General features: G+C 46.9%; 23 protein-coding genes. 10 read left to right on the top strand and 13 right to left on the bottom strand.

Going from position 1 to position 17,982, the window contains the following annotated elements; translation table 11 throughout:
• Positions 1-12: 12 nt before the first annotated feature.
• The 3 genes from AK966_RS17295 to AK966_RS20215 all read right to left on the bottom strand — a co-directional run bounded on the left by AK966_RS17295 (position 13) and on the right by AK966_RS20215 (position 707).
• Positions 13-279, bottom strand: coding sequence for a YihD family protein (locus AK966_RS17295; protein ID WP_099080469.1), 267 nt, complete (start codon positions 277-279; stop codon positions 13-15).
• Between the two features lie 123 nt (positions 280-402).
• On the bottom strand, positions 403-570 hold the full coding sequence (locus tag AK966_RS17290) for a hypothetical protein (RefSeq protein ID WP_099080468.1): 168 nt from the start codon (positions 568-570) through the stop codon (positions 403-405).
• A gap of 8 nt (positions 571-578) precedes the next feature.
• Entirely contained in the window at positions 579-707 is a 129-nt protein-coding gene (locus tag AK966_RS20215) for a hypothetical protein (RefSeq protein WP_259343781.1), read from the bottom strand.
• A gap of 160 nt (positions 708-867) precedes the next feature.
• On the opposite strand from AK966_RS20215, the gene AK966_RS17285 reads away from it, so the two are divergent.
• On the top strand, positions 868-1,674 hold the full coding sequence (locus AK966_RS17285) for a sporulation protein (RefSeq protein ID WP_172438171.1): 807 nt from the start codon (positions 868-870) through the stop codon (positions 1,672-1,674).
• 73 nt (positions 1,675-1,747) lie between these two features.
• Positions 1,748-2,401, top strand: coding sequence for a PAQR family membrane homeostasis protein TrhA (gene trhA / locus AK966_RS17280; protein ID WP_172438170.1), 654 nt, complete (start codon positions 1,748-1,750; stop codon positions 2,399-2,401).
• A 38-nt stretch (positions 2,402-2,439) separates the two neighbouring features.
• Here trhA and AK966_RS17275 read toward each other — a convergent pair whose 3' ends face one another.
• The 6 genes from AK966_RS17275 to def all read right to left on the bottom strand — a co-directional run bounded on the left by AK966_RS17275 (position 2,440) and on the right by def (position 8,804).
• Positions 2,440-3,018, bottom strand: coding sequence for a DUF3157 family protein (locus AK966_RS17275; RefSeq protein ID WP_119464598.1), 579 nt, complete (start codon positions 3,016-3,018; stop codon positions 2,440-2,442).
• Between the two features lie 26 nt (positions 3,019-3,044).
• On the bottom strand, positions 3,045-4,490 hold the full coding sequence (locus AK966_RS17270; RefSeq protein ID WP_119464597.1) for a TrkH family potassium uptake protein: 1,446 nt from the start codon (positions 4,488-4,490) through the stop codon (positions 3,045-3,047).
• A 9-nt stretch (positions 4,491-4,499) separates the two neighbouring features.
• Entirely contained in the window at positions 4,500-5,876 is a 1,377-nt protein-coding gene (gene trkA / locus AK966_RS17265; protein WP_099080463.1) for a Trk system potassium transporter TrkA, read from the bottom strand.
• Between the two features lie 64 nt (positions 5,877-5,940).
• A complete protein-coding gene (gene rsmB / locus AK966_RS17260; protein WP_099080462.1) occupies positions 5,941-7,224 on the bottom strand; it encodes a 16S rRNA (cytosine(967)-C(5))-methyltransferase RsmB in 1,284 nt (427 codons plus the stop codon).
• Between the two features lie 80 nt (positions 7,225-7,304).
• Complete coding sequence (fmt, locus tag AK966_RS17255) at positions 7,305-8,252, bottom strand: methionyl-tRNA formyltransferase (protein ID WP_099080461.1); 948 nt, start codon at positions 8,250-8,252, stop codon at positions 7,305-7,307.
• Positions 8,253-8,285: 33 nt separating this feature from the next.
• On the bottom strand, positions 8,286-8,804 hold the full coding sequence (gene def / locus AK966_RS17250) for a peptide deformylase (RefSeq protein WP_216360618.1): 519 nt from the start codon (positions 8,802-8,804) through the stop codon (positions 8,286-8,288).
• A 138-nt stretch (positions 8,805-8,942) separates the two neighbouring features.
• On the opposite strand from def, the gene AK966_RS17245 reads away from it, so the two are divergent.
• From AK966_RS17245 to AK966_RS17230, 4 genes are read left to right on the top strand one after another with little or no spacing between them, the layout of a single operon-like run.
• Complete coding sequence (locus AK966_RS17245; protein WP_119464596.1) at positions 8,943-10,037, top strand: LysM peptidoglycan-binding domain-containing protein; 1,095 nt, start codon at positions 8,943-8,945, stop codon at positions 10,035-10,037.
• Entirely contained in the window at positions 10,021-11,130 is a 1,110-nt protein-coding gene (dprA, locus tag AK966_RS17240) for a DNA-processing protein DprA (RefSeq protein WP_119464595.1), read from the top strand. Before AK966_RS17245 ends, dprA begins: the two co-directional genes overlap by 17 nt.
• Positions 11,131-11,132: 2 nt before the next feature.
• Positions 11,133-11,612, top strand: coding sequence for a DUF494 family protein (locus tag AK966_RS17235; protein WP_099080457.1), 480 nt, complete (start codon positions 11,133-11,135; stop codon positions 11,610-11,612).
• Between the two features lie 16 nt (positions 11,613-11,628).
• A complete protein-coding gene (locus AK966_RS17230; protein ID WP_099080456.1) occupies positions 11,629-12,198 on the top strand; it encodes a type I DNA topoisomerase in 570 nt (189 codons plus the stop codon).
• A gap of 63 nt (positions 12,199-12,261) precedes the next feature.
• Here the strand turns inward: AK966_RS17230 and AK966_RS17225 are convergent, their stop codons facing one another.
• Both AK966_RS17225 and purE read right to left on the bottom strand, forming a co-directional pair.
• Positions 12,262-13,395: a 5-(carboxyamino)imidazole ribonucleotide synthase gene (locus AK966_RS17225; protein WP_119464594.1), complete on the bottom strand. Its 1,134-nt coding sequence runs from the start codon at positions 13,393-13,395 to the stop codon at positions 12,262-12,264.
• A gap of 4 nt (positions 13,396-13,399) precedes the next feature.
• The gene (gene purE, locus AK966_RS17220; protein ID WP_119464593.1) at positions 13,400-13,885 is read right to left on the bottom strand and encodes a 5-(carboxyamino)imidazole ribonucleotide mutase; all 486 of its coding nucleotides are present in this window, start codon (positions 13,883-13,885) and stop codon (positions 13,400-13,402) included.
• A 200-nt stretch (positions 13,886-14,085) separates the two neighbouring features.
• Between purE and AK966_RS17215 the strand changes: the two genes are divergently transcribed.
• From AK966_RS17215 to AK966_RS17200, 4 genes are all read left to right on the top strand, one after another.
• Entirely contained in the window at positions 14,086-14,643 is a 558-nt protein-coding gene (locus AK966_RS17215) for an L-threonylcarbamoyladenylate synthase (RefSeq protein ID WP_119464592.1), read from the top strand.
• 34 nt (positions 14,644-14,677) lie between these two features.
• Positions 14,678-15,595: an oxygen-dependent coproporphyrinogen oxidase gene (hemF, locus tag AK966_RS17210; protein ID WP_119464591.1), complete on the top strand. Its 918-nt coding sequence runs from the start codon at positions 14,678-14,680 to the stop codon at positions 15,593-15,595.
• A gap of 100 nt (positions 15,596-15,695) precedes the next feature.
• The gene (aroE, locus tag AK966_RS17205) at positions 15,696-16,526 is read left to right on the top strand and encodes a shikimate dehydrogenase (protein ID WP_099080451.1); all 831 of its coding nucleotides are present in this window, start codon (positions 15,696-15,698) and stop codon (positions 16,524-16,526) included.
• A gap of 6 nt (positions 16,527-16,532) precedes the next feature.
• The gene (locus tag AK966_RS17200) at positions 16,533-16,796 is read left to right on the top strand and encodes a DUF1488 domain-containing protein (protein ID WP_099080450.1); all 264 of its coding nucleotides are present in this window, start codon (positions 16,533-16,535) and stop codon (positions 16,794-16,796) included.
• Here AK966_RS17200 and AK966_RS17195 read toward each other — a convergent pair.
• Entirely contained in the window at positions 16,786-17,352 is a 567-nt protein-coding gene (locus AK966_RS17195) for a gamma carbonic anhydrase family protein (protein ID WP_099080449.1), read from the bottom strand. The genes AK966_RS17200 and AK966_RS17195 overlap by 11 nt on opposite strands.
• Positions 17,353-17,765: 413 nt before the next feature.
• On the bottom strand, positions 17,766-17,982 hold a 217-nt coding region (locus AK966_RS20015; RefSeq protein ID WP_220473359.1), incomplete at its 5' end, for a hypothetical protein.

Genomic DNA, 17,982 nt, shown 5'->3' with positions numbered 1-17,982 from the left:
GTATTGAGCTGTTTATTCGATGATGCCACGCGCACGTAGGATTGCGGTTTTGAAGTCATCTTCTTGGTCTTTCTTGAGACCAGGGATCATCTCGTCTTTGCTGCTGTTACGCATTTTAAGGTGGTAGATCAGCACGTCATCGGTTAAATCTTCCAACTTACCTTCATAACCCGCTTCATTTGCTAGTTTTACAATGAACTGCAGTAGATTCATTTCTTGATCTTTGTGCCACTCAGGTTCAAGCAGTTCAAGTAGTTCTTCAATACGATGACACTTCATTTCTTTCTCCACAGAATTTATAGGTGTTATTTGCTACTAAAGGTATCAAATTGCTTGGCGAACACCAAATGGGAAAAGGGGGGAGAGTAAAGATAAAAGCGCAGCAATCGCTGCGCTTTTTAATTAAGCCGCTTTAACTACTTTGGTTGGAACACTTGGTTCGGCCGCTGTCTTCTCAACCAGAGTCATAGTTGACGCAACTTGTTTCGCCTTAAACGCAGAAGTGAAACCACTGCGGCGGCGCATTGCACTACGATTTGTATGTGCGAACCTGACGGTTGTTGGGCGCATTAAGGTACCTAACTGTCAGGCATATCCATTGCCAATGTAATGGCCTGAATCACTATGAGTTGAGCTTCAACAACTTGAAGGGTGGCTCTTCTGGCTTTCGCCAATCCAAATAGAGAATCAGGAATAACGATATGCATACATATCATCTATAGGTTAGCACTGTTGCTATAAGTGGTCGATAGTTGAGCAATTGAATTATCTCGTATTTGTCAATTTGGCACCTAGATCGACGTAAAAATTTGTTTTGATCCCATGATCAGCAGTAGTAGTATGAGATTTCGACAGAAGGAGGTGCATATGTCATTTTTTAAGAAGACACTTGCGAGTTTTGGCATAGGCAGTGCCAACGTGGATTCGGTTCTGAACCAGGATGTGCTCTATCCTGGTCAGAGTGTGGATGTCTCTATCCATGTCTACGGCGGAGCAACGGAACAAGTGATCGATAACATCGATCTTAAGCTTTGCTGTCGTTATATCGCTGAAGCGCCAAACGATCGAGGTGCGCGTGAAGGTCACAGCATGCGTCGCGTACCACAAACGCACGTACTGGCGAAGTGGAACCTCCCATACGCATTTAGTATCCACCCTGGCGAAGACCGCATCTTTAAGGCCAAACTTGATGTGCCGTGGAACACGCCTGTTACCATCGGTGATGCGAAAGTTTGGCTAGAGACGGGCTTAGATATTGCCATGGCGCTCGACCCAACCGACAAAGATATTCTCACCGTTAGACCCGACCCGCTGATGGATGCCATTTTGTCTGCTTTTGAAGCGCAAGGCTTACGCATTCGCCAAGTGGAGTGTGAAGAAGTGAAAGGCTTCGGTCTACCATTTGTACAAGAGTTTGAAATGGTGCCAATTGACGGCCCATACCATGGTGTATGGCGTGAGCTAGAGTTTGTTGCTCATCGTGATGAACAAAACCTTCACTTATGGTTTGAACTTGACCGTACCCGCACTGGTGCTGGTGGGATGCTGGCGAGCTTACTAGGAAGCGGTAAACTCAAGCGTGAGCTGAGCATTCCGGTGAATACTAAACTGGAAGAAGTGGGTTCACTGGTGCTTAATTACCTTGAACAAACTACTGCTGCTCGTGAAGCTTAATTTAAGCTTACGCGTGTAAGCCTAATATGCCATACTAGAGCGAATATTCAAACACTCTAGTATAGGCGCATTGATGTCCTCACAACAGAAAGCACAATACAGTCAGGGCGAAGAATTCGCTAATGCCATTACCCATGGAATTGGGATGATCTTTGGCATTGTTGGTCTAGTACTGCTCTTGATTAAAGCGGTTGATCACCAAGCGGACACTCTGACCATTACCAGCATGGCGATCTATGGCTCGAGCATGATTGTGCTGTTTCTGGCATCCACGCTCTACCACGCAATCTCCTATCCAAAAGCCAAGCGTTGGCTAAAAACCTTCGACCACTGTGCTATCTATCTTTTAATTGCAGGTAGCTACACGCCATTTTTGCTAGTGAGTTTGCGCACACCATTGGCGATAGGATTAATGATCGTGATTTGGTCCATTGCACTGGCTGGCATTATAATGAAAATCGCGTTTGTGTACCGGTTTAAGAAGTTGTCATTGATGACGTATCTGGTGATGGGGTGGCTGTCGCTGATTGTGATTTATCAGCTCGCGATAAATTTAGATATCGGCGGCTTGACGCTATTGGCTGCGGGTGGGTTGGTGTATTCGATAGGGGTGATTTTCTACGTTGCTAAACGGGTTCCATTTAACCATGCGATTTGGCATGGTTTTGTATTGGCTGGCTGTGTGTGTCACTTCTTCGCGATTTACTACTTTGTCGAGCCTATCTAATTGATAGAAATAAACTCGACAAAGTGCGCGCTATCGTATTAGCGAGTTTTCACTTCTAAGATTTCTGCAGAGAATTGGTATTGCTGAGATTGTGGCACTGCCAGTTTGATAGCTTTACCTTGCTCTGCTTGCTGTGGACGTAAGTAAGTGTCTGCCATGCGTTTGATAGATTGCCAAACGGTGACATTCTCTTTTGCTAACGGTTTGCCAGACATATCGAATACCTGTACTTCCACTTCAACCTGAATCACCGATTGTGAGCTTTGGTTGGTGATAGAGGTTGTTAAAGCCAATTCACCATCTTCATAGCTGGCTGACCCAATCAAGATATCTACGCCAGAATCCGATAGCTGCATGGTTGGTTTCTTAGCATTAACGACCACTGTCGTACCTACTTTTTTGTTTATCACAGGAATGGCCGCAATTGCTGGTGCTGCAACCGCTTCGACTTTCTCCAATGTCGTTTCTGTAGCTTTTGGTGTCGCTTTTTTAATAACGTATTCCCAGGTGAAATCATCGTTTAGTTTCACTTCGCGACCATCCGCCAGTTTCACTACTTCTTCCGCGTAGACTGAAGAAGCGGCCAGTAGGGTGGCTAGAGTTATCCATAGTTTCATTGTGATACCTTTTTAACTGAGTCGGTTTAACGGCGCCAGAACGCAGGGAAGAACAGAACAAGAATCGTCAGAATTTCCAGGCGACCCATCAACATACCAAAGCTCAACAGCCATTTTGCGGTGTCTGGCAGTGAGGCGAAGTTGCCTGTCGGGCCAATCCTAGTGCCCATACCTGGTCCAACGTTTGCGACAGCCGTGATGGCCCCCGAGATACTGGTTACAGGATCAAGACCAAGCGCACTTAAACTACCAGCGATAGCGATGATGATGATAAAGAACATTAACCCAAATGCCATCACAGAGCGTACGATATCGTCATTCACAGAGCGCTGGTTATAGCGTTGAACGAATATTCCAGAGGGGTGAATCAGCTTCATGATCTGCTTGTTGAGCAGTGTCATCGCGATTTGGAAACGGAAGATTTTTATGCCGCCAGAGGTAGAGCCGGAACATGCCCCTGCCATTAATAGGAAAGCAAATAGCGTCGCAGGTAATGCTCCCCAAGCGGTAAAGTCGTCGAGACCAAAACCGGTAGTGGTAACCACAGAGACAACGTTGAACATCGAGACGCGCAGTGCGTCAAGAACAGTGTAGCCGTTATGTATGACCAACCAAGCGGCTACGGTTAAACTTGAGAATAAAAATAGATAACCAAACCCACGCACTTGTGCGTCTTTTAGCAAAGCATCGAGGCTGCGTTTGCGCAAAGCCGCGACAAACAGTAAGAAAGGCAAACCGCCCAAGAACATGAATACCGTCGCTACCCAATGTGCGCCATGGGAGAAGCAGTTCATTGAGCTATCCGAGGTGGAGTACCCCCCTGTTGATAAGGTGGTGAAAGCATGGTTGATCGCTTCAAACAGATTCATGCCTGTTAGTAAGTAACCGATGATGCACAGCCCAGTCAGCATTAAGTACACCAATACAATGTTCTTGGCGACGGTTTTGGCTCTTGGGCTACTTTTGTCTGGCCAATCGGAGGATTCGGTTTGGAATAGCTTCATACCACCCACGTTTAGCATCGGTAGAATTGCTACCGCCATCACGATAAAGCCAATGCCCCCCAGCCATTGCAAGATCGAACGCCATAGCAAGATGCTTGGTGCTATGTCATCCAAACCACTCAGTACGGTGGATCCCGTGGTCGTTAGACCTGACATGGTTTCGAAGTAGGCGTCGGTAAAGCTGATATGGTTGATGAAAATAAACGGCAGCGCGGCGAAGGCACTGGCGATGGTCCATACCAAACTCGTGATAAGGAACATATCGCGTACGCTGAGTTTGAAATTTGCGGTTCGACCAATTGTTAAGCAGATAAATGCGGCAAGGTGGGTGATCACCACCGCTTGAGCGAAATCAAGGAATCCACCTGTGCCAGTGACGAATGCGACAATCGTCGGTACGTACATAAAAAGGGCCAGTTTGGATAAAACTAGCCCGATAACAAACAGTACGGGACGTAAATTGACCATAGGAAAGGCCTAAAGGAAGAATGGACTCGGCTGGAACAGCGCTTCGACGTCTGGTACGTACTTTTTGTCGACTAGGAACATCACAACGTGGTCATCTTGTTCTATAACAGTACGGTCGTGTGCGATAAGCACTTCTTCGCCACGAACAATGGCACCAATGGTGGTTCCTGGTGGGAGTTTGATATCGCCAATCGCGCGGCCAACCACTTTGGATGTGGTTTCGTCACCATGCGCAATGGCTTCGATAGCTTCTGCTGCGCCACGACGCAGAGAAGAAACATTCACGATGTCAGCACGACGAACGTGCGTCAGTAGAGCGGAAATTGTCGCTTGCTGTGGTGAGATTGCCACATCAATCACGCCACCTTGTACGAGGTCGACATAAGCGCCACGTTGGATCAGTACCATGACCTTTTTCGCGCCCATGCGTTTTGCCAACATTGCAGACATGATGTTGGTTTCATCTTCGTTAGTCAGTGCGATGAATACGTCAACTTGATCGATGTTTTCTTCGGTCAGCAACTCTTGGTCAGCCGCATCACCACAGAAGACGATGGTGTTCTCAAGCTGCTCAGACAGTTGCTCTGCACGTTGATAGTTACGCTCAATCAGCTTTACACTGTAAGTTTGCTCTAAGCGCTTCGCTAAGCTGGCACCAATGTTACCACCACCAACAATCATGATACGACGGTAAGGCTTTTCAAGGCGCTGAAGCTCACTCATTACCGACCGAATGTGGTTACTTGCCGCAACGAAGAACACTTCATCATCGGCTTCAATAATGGTGGTGCCTTGCGGGCGAATTGGGCGGCCTTGACGGAAAATCGCCGCAACACGGGTATCAATGTGCGGCATGTGCTCACGCAGAGCAGACAGTGCGTTACCAACCAATGGGCCGCCATAGTAGGCTTTTACCGCAACTAAGCTGACTTTTTGTTCGGCAAAGCTCACTACTTGCAGGGCGCCTGGGTATTGGATAAGACGCTCGATGTAGCTGGTTACCAACTCTTCTGGTGCGATAAGGTGATCAACAGGAATGGCACCTGATTTAAACAGGGCTTCTTTTTCTGCCAAATACTCTGGAGAGCGAATACGCGCAACGCGGTTTGGTGTATTGAATAGAGTGAACGCAACCTGACAGGCGGCCATGTTGGTCTCATCGGTGTTGGTTACTGCGACGAGCATGTCGGCGTCTTGCGCACCCGCTTCATGCAGAACGTCTGGGTGGCTTGCGTGACCATTGACAACACGTAGGTCGTATTTGTCTTGTAACTCACGCAGTCGGTCGCCATTTTTGTCGACGATGGTGATGTCGTTGTTTTCACCAACTAGGTTTTCCGCCAGCGTGCCGCCAACCTGACCAGCACCAAGAATAATGATTTTCATACTCTTTACTCGTTATCTGAAAAAGGCGATTGAATTCATTTCAATCGCCCTATTTAGCATGCTGTTATGCGTGTTTTTTTGTTAGCACTGCGTAGTAGAAACCATCCATATCTTCTTCGCCTGGCAGAATCTGACGACCAGGTTGTTTTGGATCGGAGTCCACCAATTGCGCATCCGCAGTACGTACCAAGAACGCTTTTACTTGTTCCACGTTTTCTTGTGGTGTGATTGAGCAAGTCGCGTAAACCATGGTGCCGCCAGGTTTTAATTGTGCCCACATAGCGTCAAAAATTTCGCTTTGTAGCTCAGCAAGGGCGGTAATATCATCAGCACGACGTAGCCATTTGATGTCTGGGTGACGACGAATGACGCCCGTCGCAGAACACGGTGCATCCAGCAATATGCGATCAAATTGTTCGCCTTGCCACCATTCTTGAGGATGACGCGCATCGCCGCAAACCACTTTTGCCTGAAGGTTGAGACGCTTCAGGTTTTCGTGCACACGTTTAAGGCGAGTGTCATCGCAGTCAATGGCAACGACTTCACTGCCGGACGTACGTTCAAGAATGTGCGCCGTCTTACCACCAGGTGCTGCACAGCAGTCTAGGATTAGCTCGCCATCTTTTGGCTCAAGATAATTAATCGACAGCTGCGCCGCCGCATCTTGCACCGATACCCAACCTTTTTCAAAGCCTGGTAGTTTCATCACATCGCATGGCGCCGCCAATTTTAGGGCGTCCATTGCTTGTGTGTGTGGCGTGTTATCAATGTTTTCATTATTGAGCAGCGCTTGATACTCATCACGGGTATGGTGCTGGTGGTTGACTCGTAGCCACATTGGCGCTTTCTGGTTGTTGGCTTCAACAATGCTTTCCCATTGCTCAGGGTAAGCGTCTTGCAGCAATTTTAGCAGCCAGCTTGGGTGGCCATATTTGCCCGCATTATTGCTGACTGCCATTTGGTCTAATTCTTCTTGGTTGCGTTGGTAGTTACGCAATACCGCGTTGATCAGACCACGTAGACGAGGGCCTTTCAGCTCTTTCGTACCTTCAACCGTTTCACCTACAGCCGCGTGCGCAGGAATACGCATAAAACTCAGTTGGTAAATACCAACCAGAATCAAGTGGTGGAATACGCGTTGCTTGCCTTTGAGTGGCTTGTCCATCAGTTGGTTAGCAATGATTTCTAGGCGAGGGAGGTAACGTAGAGCGCCGTAACAGATCTCTTGCAGCAGAGCGTGATCACGAGGTCGTACGTTTTGTTGAGCCGCTGGAAGAGCGCTTGAAAGTGAGTGACCCTTGTCGACGACAAGATACAAGACGTTGGCAGCCGCAGCGCGAACATTCATGATGAGTACCTTAAAGTAAAGGAGGGCATCTCTGCCCTCTAAAAGTTCGTATTATTGGTCTTTGACACTATTGTTTGGTTTTAAACCAATTGAGTGCCAACTTCAAACCAAGATGCACGTGAGTTCAGAATATCTTGAACTGACATGGCTTTTTTACCTGGAACTTGCAATTGTTCTAATACCAGTACGCCGTTGCCAGTCGCAACATAAATACCAGTTTTATCTGCCTGCACAATGGTGCCAGCAGGCTTGTTACTGATTTGTTCAGCAACACGGCTTTGCCATACTTTGATGCTGTTTTCAGCCGTTTCAAAGTGGCTCATTGGCCATGGGTTGAATGCGCGAACGCAACGTTCGATGTGCGCGGCGTCGTTATTCCAATCGATGCGCGCTTCTTCTTTGCTTAGCTTCTTCGCGTAGTTTGCTAGCTCATCCTCTTGCTTCACTGGTTCTGCTTTGCCTGCTGCGATGTCTAATAGGCAGTCAATCAAAGCATCAGGACCTAAGCCTGCGAGCTTCTCGTACATTGACGCGCTGGTGTCGGTTGCTTCAATCGGCAGTGTTGCGATTTTTAGCATGTCGCCAGTATCTAGACCGATGTCCATTTGCATAATGGTGACGCCAGTTTCAGCGTCACCGGACCAAATAGAGCGCTGGATAGGTGCCGCGCCGCGCCAGCGAGGAAGAATTGAACCGTGAACGTTGATACAACCTAGCTTAGGTGTGTCTAGCACGGCTTGCGGAAGTAATAGACCGTAAGCCACGACCACCATGATGTCGGCGTTCAGATCGGCAAGCTCTTGCTTGGCTTCGTCTGATTTGAAGTTTTCTGGTTGGTAAACCGGAATGTCGTGCTCAAGCGCGATGGTTTTTACTGGGCTAGCAGTAAGCTTCTTACCACGACCTGCCGGGCGGTCTGGTTGAGTGTAAACCGCAATTACTTCGTGCTCCGAAGACAACAACGCCGCCAAGTGACGGGCGGCGAAATCCGGAGTACCTGCAAAGACAATACGTAAAGACTGACTCAAGGTAGGCTTCCTTCTAATTAAATTGTATCGAGATTACGCGCTTTGCTGTTTCTCGTTAAAGCGTTTGATTTTTGCTAACTTGTCTTGGATACGCTTACGCTTCAGTGGCGATAGGTAATCAACGAACAGTTTGCCCATGAGATGGTCTAGTTCGTGTTGAACACAAATTGCTAGCAGATCGTCGGCTTCAAAGGTGTATTCTTTGCCATCGCGATCTAGGGCTTTAACCGACACTTCAGCAGCGCGAGGTACAAGTGCACGAGCACCTGGTACCGATAGACAGCCTTCTTCGATGCCATCTTCGCCACGCTTTTCCAGAATCTCTGGGTTGATAAGCACCATTGGCTCATCGCGAGTTTCTGAAATATCAATCACTACGATACGTTGGTGGATATCAACCTGCGTTGCAGCCAGACCAATACCTTCTTCGTCGTACATGGTTTCAATCATGTCATCGACAATTTTTTGAATCTCAGGTGTCACCGCTTCTACAGGCTTTGCAACGGTACGCAGGCGATCATCTGGGAATGTTAATACTTGTAATACAGACATATTCACTCGAAATATTGAACTGTGCCGTAACAGCACAAACCTTGTTGGCTCAATTCTAGACATTTTATGACCTAAATGACAGCATCCTGATACCAATTTCCATTCTGGTAACTGTCTAACAGGCCAAGGACGAGGGTCATGAATCGAATTTTCCGCAACGTTTCTCGTAATACGTTGCCGTTACTTTTCTCTTTCAGTGCCGTAGCAAACACGGACTCCCAACCACTTACCGTTAAAGATGATGCACCCAAAACTTACGTTGTGGTCAAAGGTGACACGCTTTGGGATATTTCGGCGATGTATCTGGATAGCCCTTGGCTGTGGCCTCGTCTATGGCAGGTAAACCCAGAAATTGATAACCCACATCTGATTTACCCAGGCGATAAGTTATCACTGGTGTGGATTAACGGTCAGCCAGTTTTAAGCTTAAAGCCAGTCAAAAAGCTCAGTCCAAAAGCGCGTATCACCGAGAAGAAAGCGGTACCGAGCGTTGCGGAAGGGTTGGTGGTGCCATATATGAAATCTGATCGTTTAGTCGATGATGAGACACTAGATAATGCCGCGAAAGTGATGGGCAGTAGCAAAGGCAATAAATTTCTGACTACAGAAGACACACTGTACATCAGTGGCGAGCAAACTTCGACTGGATGGGCAATCTATCGGCCTGTGGGGACCTTTTCACGTGATGATGTATCACAACAAATCACGGCGCTGCGTTTGATTGCTAAAGGAGAACTTGTTGAAGCATCAAGTCAGTTTTCTGGTTTGAAAATCACCACACAACTGCAAGAGATTGTCCGTAACGACATTGCTTTGCCAGTTCAAGTTCTTGATAACGGTGATTTCACCGCGACATTCTCTCCGTTGCCATCACCACAAGGCTCTTCTGCAAAATTATTGGGGAATATTGAAGGCATTCGTTATAGCTCGACCAACCAAGTTGTGGTGATAGATAAAGGCACATCGGATGCGCTTCGCCAAGGTAGTGTGTTTGATTTGAAAGAAGACGCACACCCAGTATTCAAATATGGTGATGACTTTGCCAAAGATAATGGTGTGCTTGATACGAAAATAACCTTGCCACAAAGCAAGGTCGGGGAGTTGTTAGTGATCCGCCCGTATGAGTATTTCAGTCTTGCTTTGATCACCAATAGCACTAAACCTATCAATAAAGAGGTCTCTGTGGTTTCTCCTCTGGCAGAGGAATCGACCACCAATGAAATCACACAATGATACCGACCTCGCTGCCTGGTTAAAACTAAGCTGCTTACCAGGCATTGGTGGGGTTAAGATGAATAAGCTGCTGAGCAAAGACACGCCGAATAACATTGTCCAGTACTCGACTGAGCAGCTTCTCAGCCTTGGGTTTACGACGAAACAGTTACAAGCATGGTCTAAGGTCGATAAAGAAGTCGAGGCTTGTTTAACTTGGTTAGCATTATCTTCCCATCACTCTATTCTCACCTTGGCGAATCCGCTTTATCCGCCACTTCTTAAACAAACGGTCGCGCCACCTCCTTTGTTATTTGTAAAAGGAGAGCCGAGTTTTTTGTCTCAACCGCAAATCGCCATGGTTGGCAGTCGCAATGCTAGTGTGGATGGTTTGCAACATGCTCGCAGCTTTGCTTCAGAACTCGTACAGCATGATCTGATTGTGACCAGTGGCTTGGCTTTGGGTATTGACGGACATGCTCATGATGGTGCTCTCCACGCAGGCGGTAAAACTGTTGCGGTGTTGGGATCTGGATTAGATCAAGTGTATCCAGCAAGGCATCGAGGGTTAGCGCAGCGAGTGATGGAAAACGGCGCATTAGTCTCGGAGTTTCGCCCTGATGCCAAACCGCGCGCAGAGAACTTTCCGCGTCGTAATCGGATTATTAGTGGTTTGTCGCTCGGTGTTTTAGTCGTAGAAGCGGCAGAAAAGAGTGGTTCTCTGATTACTGCGCGTTATGCTCTTGAACAAGGGCGAGAAGTTTTCGCTCTGCCGGCTTCGATTAGTACGCCGAATGCCAGTGGCGGCAATCAATTGATTCGTAACGGAGCTTGCCTCGTACAAAATACTCAAGATGTGTTAAATGAAATACAGTCATTGCTCGATTGGTCTATTAATCAGAGTATGGATTTATTTTCTGTTGCAATTGATGAAGAAGAATTGCCATTTCCTCAGCTGTTCGCTAACGTAGGAAATAAGGCTACACCAGTTGACATTCTTGCAAACATGACCAATATACCTGTCCAAGAAGTCATGATGCAGCTCTTAGAGCTTGAGCTTTCAGGGCATGTTGTTGCAGTATCCGGTGGCTATATTCGAAAGGGGAGGGGCTAGCTATGATGATGGATATACTTATGTATCTATTCGAAACCTACATCCATAGCGATGCAGATTTACAGGTCGATCAAGACGAGTTGGAAGATGAGCTGCTTCGTGCGGGCTTCCAGCAAAAAGACATCTACAAAGCCCTTGTCTGGTTAGAAGAGCTGGCCGCGTTGCAACAAAGCGATGCACATTCGGCGATTTCAACCAGCATTGCATCGGCATCGACACGTATCTATACATCGTCAGAGATGCAGCGTTTGGATATTGAAAGTCGTGGTTTCTTGTTGTTCCTAGAGCAAATTAACGTCCTAACCACAGAAACGCGAGAGATGGTTATCGACCGTGTGATGGGGCTAGAAACCAATGAGTTTGAGCTTGAGGACCTTAAATGGATCATTCTGATGGTGCTGTTTAATGTTCCGGGCAACGAAAATGCCTACACGCTGATGGAAGAGCTGCTGTACACCAAGGAACAAGGTATTTTGCACTAAGTATCTAGTGGTGACTATGAGTAGTAAAATCGATCACAACCTTTTCTCGGCCCATGAGCATGCACTCGAGCGCGAACTTTGCCCAAAATGCGGCGGGGAAGTCACGCTTAAGCACGGCAAACATGGCCCTTTCTTAGGTTGTAGCCAATACCCAAGTTGCGATTATATTAAGCCGCTGCACAACAATGATGGTCACATCGTTAAAGAGCTGGGTGTGCCTTGCCCTGAGTGCGGCAATGAATTGGTGTTGCGTCAAGGACGCTACGGCATGTTCGTTGGTTGCAGTCATTACCCTGCTTGTCATCATATTGAATCGATCAATCAGCCTGAATCGGAACAGCAATCGAAAGAGCAACATGCTTGCCCAGAATGTGGAAAAGGGCACTTGGTCGAACGTAAAACGCGTTTTGGTAAAACCTTCTATGCGTGCGATAACTACCCCAAGTGCAAGTTTGCGGTGAATCTACCACCAGTAAAAGGGCGCTGTGAAGCTTGCGGCTTCACCTTATTGGTAGAAAAGAAGCTCGCCAGCGGTGTGAAGTTGCAATGCGCGAGCCGTAAATGTCAGCACACCCCATCACAGTAAGGTTAAGTACAAATTAAAAAGGGTCGCACATGACGACCCTTTTACTATTTATTCAGATGGATTTTACACTTGCCACTGCTTTGCAAACTCATGCACGGCAGGGAAGGTTTGCTCATCAAGAACGTCTGCCAATGCACACAGCTTACGGTTGAGCTCACCGGTGTAATCACCGCAAACGTTGATGTGGCCCATCTTACGACCGACACGCTTCTCTTTGCCGTACCAATGAATATGGCAACCATCTATCGCAAATAATGCTTCTGGCAAGGTATCTTCACCTAGGATGTTAATCATCGAGGTTTCACGAACCAACTTAGTACTGCCTAAAGGGATGCCGCACACTGCGCGTAAGTGGTTTTCAAACTGACAGGTTTCAGCGCCTTGTTGGGTCCAGTGACCAGAGTTGTGCACGCGCGGCGCGATCTCATTGACGAGCAAAGTGCCATCAACATCGAAGAACTCCAAGGCTAATACACCAACATAGTTAAGGCTGTTGGCGACTGCCGTGAACATTTGCTTCGCTTGTTCTTGCAGTTCAGGCGCATCAATCGCAGTCGATAGGCTCAGCACACCATTGGTGTGGACGTTTTCTGCAAGTGGGTAAACTTCAACACTGCCATCTTTGCTGCGTGCACCGATTAATGAGACTTCACGGTTAAAAGGGACAAACTCTTCAGCGACAATAGCCTGAGTAGGCGTTGTTGCGATGCACTCGGCCATTTCTGCCCAAATTGCGTCGACTTGAGAGGCTTCTTTTAAGCGCCACTGGCCTTTACCATCGTAACCACCTAGCGCACTTTTCAGTACCATAGGCATGCCAACGTGTTCAATTGCGCGGTCGAAGTCTTCGCGAGTTTCTATCACATAGTACTTCGCGTTACGCACGCCAGCGTCATCAAGCAATGCCTTTTCAATACGACGATCACCACCCGCCTTGATCGCTTGTGTACTTGGAAGGAACTTACCACTCGCTTCGCACATATCGAGCACATCATGTGGAATGTGCTCGAACTCAGCGGTGATCACGTCCACTTGCTTAATCGCGTTCTCTAGACCATGGCCTAGCACATGTTGAGTCAGAGGATGAACAATATTGCCGCTACCCACATCGTAAGCTGAGATTTGGATATTCAGTGGCGCACCAGCCAGAGACATCATACGCGCCAACTGACCCGCACCAAGAACCAGTACATGCATCTGATTAATCCTCTGCAGGGTTTGGATTCGCCAATACGGTTTCCGTCTGTTCGTTACGGAACGCCTCGACTTTTGCCATGATTGCTTCATCATGTGTACCAAGGATTTGAGCGGCTAAAATGCCAGCATTTGCTGCGCCTGCTTCACCGATAGCCAGTGTGCCGACTGCAATACCTTTTGGCATTTGCACAATAGAAAGCAATGAGTCCATGCCTTTCAGTGCACGAGACTGCACCGGAACGCCAAGTACCGGAACGCTGGTAAATGCGGCAGCCATGCCTGGTAGGTGAGCAGCACCACCGGCACCGGCGATGATGACCTTAATACCGCGCTCTTTGGCGCAGCTTGCGTATTCAGCCAATAGTTGAGGAGTACGGTGAGCTGATACCACCTTCGTTTCGTAAGACACGCCAAATTGATCCAGCATCTCCGCTGCTAGTTTCATGGTTGGCCAATCTGATTTAGAACCCATGATGATACCGACTTTCATCTCAAACTCCTTCAAGCTGCAAAATTAGGTGAGCTGATTTATTTGTGCGCATTATACGGGGATTTTTACCCCAAGCAAACGTTTGCGTGCATTTGTGACTGCTCCTGATACATTTTATAAACAAATTGCTTTAGTCTCTGAGAATGAATATTTGTACACTTAGTGCAAACACAACAGACAAGACTATCAGGAAGTAATCGGTGGAGAACTTTGAACAGGTGCTCGAAGCACTACAAAAAGGTGAAGTGATTGCCTATCCAACAGAAGGCGTATTTGGTGTTGGCTGTGATCCAGATAGCCCAGAGGCGATTCAGAAATTGTTAGAGCTAAAGCAGCGTCCGGTAGAAAAAGGTTTGATCCTTATTGCGGCGAGTTATGAGCAGCTTCTGCCTTACATTGATGAATCGCAACTGACTCAAGAACAGTTAGATAAAGTACACGCAACGTGGCCGGGTCCATACACTTGGATCATGCCAGCGAGTGATAAAGTTTCAAGTTGGGTCTCGGGTCAATTTGATTCGATTGCTGTACGTGTGACCGATCATCCTTTAGTTCAAAAGATGTGTAATGCATTTGGAAAGCCGTTAACCTCTACTAGCGCGAATCTTACCGGTTTTCCTCCCTGCATGACGACGCAAGAAGTTGAAGAGCAATTGGGTGACCGATTGGTGGCTATCTTACGTGGTGAGACCTGCGGTCGTGATAAACCAAGTGAAATTCGTGATGCTAAAACCTCGCAAATATTAAGACAGGGCTAACCCTGCTAGTCAGCAATCAATAGGTAATACACGTATGTCAGCAATCGATAAGCACGCGGTAAAGCAGTTCCTGATGTCGCTTCAGGATTCCATTTGTCAGCAATTAGAACAAGAAGATGGAAAGGCCGTCTTTGTCGAAGATGCATGGCAACGTGAAAAAGGAGAGCGCCTTGGTGGCGGTGGTCGCACCCGCGTATTACGTGATGGTGACATCTTTGAACAGGGGGGAGTGAACTTCTCTCATGTGGAAGGTAAGAAAATGCCTGCATCTGCGACGGCGCATCGTCCAGAGTTAGCTGGTCGCCGTTTTGAGGCGATGGGCGTTTCTCTGGTTATTCACCCTAAAAACCCCTATGTGCCAACGTCTCACGCCAACGTCCGCTTCTTTATTGCCGAGAAAGATGGTGAAGACCCTATCTGGTGGTTTGGTGGTGGCTTTGACCTAACTCCTTTCTACCCATTTGAAGAAGATTGCCAATCATGGCACGACACCGCAAAGCAGCTTTGCGCGCCATTTGGTGACGACGTTTACGCAGAACATAAAGCGTGGTGTGACAAATACTTCTTCCTACCTCATCGCAATGAAACTCGTGGTATTGGCGGTTTGTTCTTTGATGATCTAAACCAATGGGAGTTCGACAGGTGTTTTGACTACATCAAAGCGGTGGGTGAGGGTTATTGCCAAGCTTACCTACCTATTGTCTCTCGTCGTAAAAATATCGAATACGGCGAGCGCGAGCGCGAGTTTCAACTTTACCGTCGTGGCCGCTACGTTGAGTTCAACCTAGTGTATGACCGTGGTACGCTATTTGGTCTTCAAAGTGGTGGTCGTACAGAGTCGATTCTTATGTCAATGCCGCCGCTTGCGCGATGGGAATACAGCTACGAGCCACAAGCTGGTTCTCCAGAAGCCGAGCTTTACGAGCGATACCTAACGCCACGAGAGTGGTAAGCGTTGAATCTCCTTTTCTATATAGATAGATAGTGATAGGGTCATCTGTAATCAGGTGGCCCTGTTTTTCTCTATATAGCTAAGGAATAAAGGTAAGGAAATGACTCCGCAAATTGATCGTTATGCTGTGTTTGGTAATCCGATTGGACACAGCAAGTCGCCATTCATTCACACCTTGTTTGCTCGTCAAACCAATCAGTCTTTGGTGTACACTGCAGAAACCGCTCCTGTTGATGGCTTTGTTGAAGCGGCGAAAGCTTTTTTCGCTGACGGCGGGAAAGGGTGTAATGTGACATTACCTTTTAAAGAAGACGCTTGTCAATTTGCTAGCCGTCTTACCGAGCGAGCAGAGTTAGCTGGTGCGGTAAATACGCTTAAGAAGCTCGATGACGGTGAAATCATAGGTGATAACACCGATGGTGCGGGTTTAGTGCAAGACTTACTCCAGCATCAGGTGGTATTAGAAGGGGTTCGCATCTTAGTCATTGGTGCTGGTGGTGCGGCGCGAGGAGTGATTAAACCACTTCTTGATCAGAAGCCTGCTTCTTTAACTATAACCAACCGTACCTTTAGTAAAGCACAAGAGCTTGCAGAGCTATTTGTCTCACACGGTACTATTGTAGCCAAAGAGATGGCTACGATAGAAGAGGGATACGATGTGATTATTAACTCCACTTCTGCTTCCTTAAGCGGCGAGTTGCCCGCTATCTCTTCTGCTATCTTTTCCAGTAACAGTACTAGCTACGACATGATGTATGGCAGGGGCTTGACTAGTTTTAATCTATGGGCGAAAGAGCACGGTGCGGCCCATGCTTACGATGGTCTTGGAATGTTGGTTGGACAGGCGGCTGAAAGTTTTATGTTATGGCGTGGTTTACGTCCCGGCGCAAAACAAATTCTCAGAGAATTAAGAAAGAACCTTGAAGGTTAGTAAACAATGAATCAATCCATCTTATTCCCAGACATGCAGTTGTGGGACGAAGCATCACAATCAGTTAATTTTGCAGCGCAGCAAGCGGGTGCGCTGATTGAGTGCTACATAACAAAGCCAAAACTAGAAAAGTTAACGGGTTCTGTTATTAAAACCGAGCAAGCTGCAATTGAAGCGTTTGTCGATTATCGATTTGATATAGAAGAAATGGCAGAAGAGCTAATAAAAGATGAAGCCTTCGATGAAGAAGGCCATATCGTCATCGACTAGTTAACTCGTTGATGATGTCTTCGACTTCATTTAAGTAGTCATTTTTGTTTTGTACATAGTTATTGGCAGACTTCTGTAAGAAAGTTCGTTCTTTCTCCGATAGCGGACGAGCTTGTTTTGCCGGACTGCCTACATATAGATAGCCGCTTTCTAATCTCTTCCCTGGTGGTACTAAACTGCCAGCACCAATCATTACATCTGATTCAATTACAACGGCATCTAACACAATTGCGCCCATACCGACTAGTACACGATCGTGAATCTCACAACCATGCAGCATCACTTTGTGCCCAACGGTGACATCATTGCCTATAATAAGTGGGTAGCCATTAGGGTTTTCGGCGTTCTTGTGTGTGACATGTAAAACACTGCCATCTTGGATATTAGTTCGTTTGCCAATGTGAATATGGTTTACATCCCCTCGTGCAACAACTAAGGGCCAAACACTCGAGTCGTCACCAACTCGTATATCACCAACTAAAACAGAGGTTGAGTCGACGTATACGCGCTCACCCAGTCTGGGACTCATACCTTTATAACTTCTAATAGAACTCATGTTTACTCCTTACAAAGTGTTAATAATGGTGATATCTGGTGAGAAGAGTAGTAAAAACTAGCCGTTTGGAATAAAAAACACTCAAACGATAAAAAAATCAAAAAAAACGTGAAAAAGGGCTTGCCAATGTGATCGCAATCTCTATAATGCCACCTCGCTGACACGGCAACGTCTTCGAAAGAGGCGGAGTTGAGTTGGTAAGCCAATTAGCCAAGTGGAAACGCTTGAAAAAAGTTTGAAAAAAGTGGTTGACACTAAACTTTAACTCGCTAAAATGGCCGTCCGATTTGAGCAAAGCTCAATAGGAAAGCTCTTTAACAATATAGACCTATCAATCTGTGTGGGCACTCGTTGATGATAATCCAATTAGATACCTTGGTATCAAATTAGGTTTCAATGAACTGAGTGACCAATCAAGTCGCAAGACTTGGCACAGTCAATTCATTATCGTTCTGTTGGAACGATAATAGCTTTAAAATTACATTAGTAGTTTTGAAGTCAGTATTCATTGAGCCGAACAAAATCTTAAATTGAAGAGTTTGATCATGGCTCAGATTGAACGCTGGCGGCAGGCCTAACACATGCAAGTCGAGCGGCAGCGACAACATTGAACCTTCGGGGGATTTGTTG

This window comes from Vibrio sp. PID23_8 (assembly GCF_003584965.1).
Lineage (GTDB): Bacteria > Pseudomonadota > Gammaproteobacteria > Enterobacterales > Vibrionaceae > Vibrio.
Note: the sequence above shows the minus strand (reverse complement) of the source record. Positions and strands in the feature narration are given on the sequence as shown.

Bases quoted from the DNA above. Each gene is read 5' to 3' on its own strand.
- AK966_RS17295 (WP_099080469.1), bottom strand. From the start codon at position 279: ATGAAGTGTCATCGTATTGAAGAACTACTTGAACTGCTTGAACCTGAG.
- AK966_RS17290 (WP_099080468.1), bottom strand. From the start codon at position 570: ATGCGCCCAACAACCGTCAGGTTCGCACATACAAATCGTAGTGCAATG.
- AK966_RS20215 (WP_259343781.1), bottom strand. From the start codon at position 707: ATGCATATCGTTATTCCTGATTCTCTATTTGGATTGGCGAAAGCCAGA.
- AK966_RS17285 (WP_172438171.1), top strand. From the start codon at position 868: ATGTCATTTTTTAAGAAGACACTTGCGAGTTTTGGCATAGGCAGTGCC.
- trhA (WP_172438170.1), top strand. From the start codon at position 1,748: ATGTCCTCACAACAGAAAGCACAATACAGTCAGGGCGAAGAATTCGCT.
- AK966_RS17275 (WP_119464598.1), bottom strand. From the start codon at position 3,018: ATGAAACTATGGATAACTCTAGCCACCCTACTGGCCGCTTCTTCAGTC.
- AK966_RS17270 (WP_119464597.1), bottom strand. From the start codon at position 4,490: ATGGTCAATTTACGTCCCGTACTGTTTGTTATCGGGCTAGTTTTATCC.
- trkA (WP_099080463.1), bottom strand. From the start codon at position 5,876: ATGAAAATCATTATTCTTGGTGCTGGTCAGGTTGGCGGCACGCTGGCG.
- rsmB (WP_099080462.1), bottom strand. From the start codon at position 7,224: ATGAATGTTCGCGCTGCGGCTGCCAACGTCTTGTATCTTGTCGTCGAC.
- def (WP_216360618.1), bottom strand. From the start codon at position 8,804: ATGTCTGTATTACAAGTATTAACATTCCCAGATGATCGCCTGCGTACC.
- AK966_RS17245 (WP_119464596.1), top strand. From the start codon at position 8,943: ATGAATCGAATTTTCCGCAACGTTTCTCGTAATACGTTGCCGTTACTT.
- dprA (WP_119464595.1), top strand. From the start codon at position 10,021: ATGAAATCACACAATGATACCGACCTCGCTGCCTGGTTAAAACTAAGC.
- AK966_RS17235 (WP_099080457.1), top strand. From the start codon at position 11,133: ATGATGATGGATATACTTATGTATCTATTCGAAACCTACATCCATAGC.
- AK966_RS17230 (WP_099080456.1), top strand. From the start codon at position 11,629: ATGAGTAGTAAAATCGATCACAACCTTTTCTCGGCCCATGAGCATGCA.
- AK966_RS17225 (WP_119464594.1), bottom strand. From the start codon at position 13,395: ATGCATGTACTGGTTCTTGGTGCGGGTCAGTTGGCGCGTATGATGTCT.
- purE (WP_119464593.1), bottom strand. From the start codon at position 13,885: ATGAAAGTCGGTATCATCATGGGTTCTAAATCAGATTGGCCAACCATG.
- hemF (WP_119464591.1), top strand. From the start codon at position 14,678: ATGTCAGCAATCGATAAGCACGCGGTAAAGCAGTTCCTGATGTCGCTT.
- aroE (WP_099080451.1), top strand. From the start codon at position 15,696: ATGACTCCGCAAATTGATCGTTATGCTGTGTTTGGTAATCCGATTGGA.
- AK966_RS17200 (WP_099080450.1), top strand. From the start codon at position 16,533: ATGAATCAATCCATCTTATTCCCAGACATGCAGTTGTGGGACGAAGCA.
- AK966_RS17195 (WP_099080449.1), bottom strand. From the start codon at position 17,352: ATGAGTTCTATTAGAAGTTATAAAGGTATGAGTCCCAGACTGGGTGAG.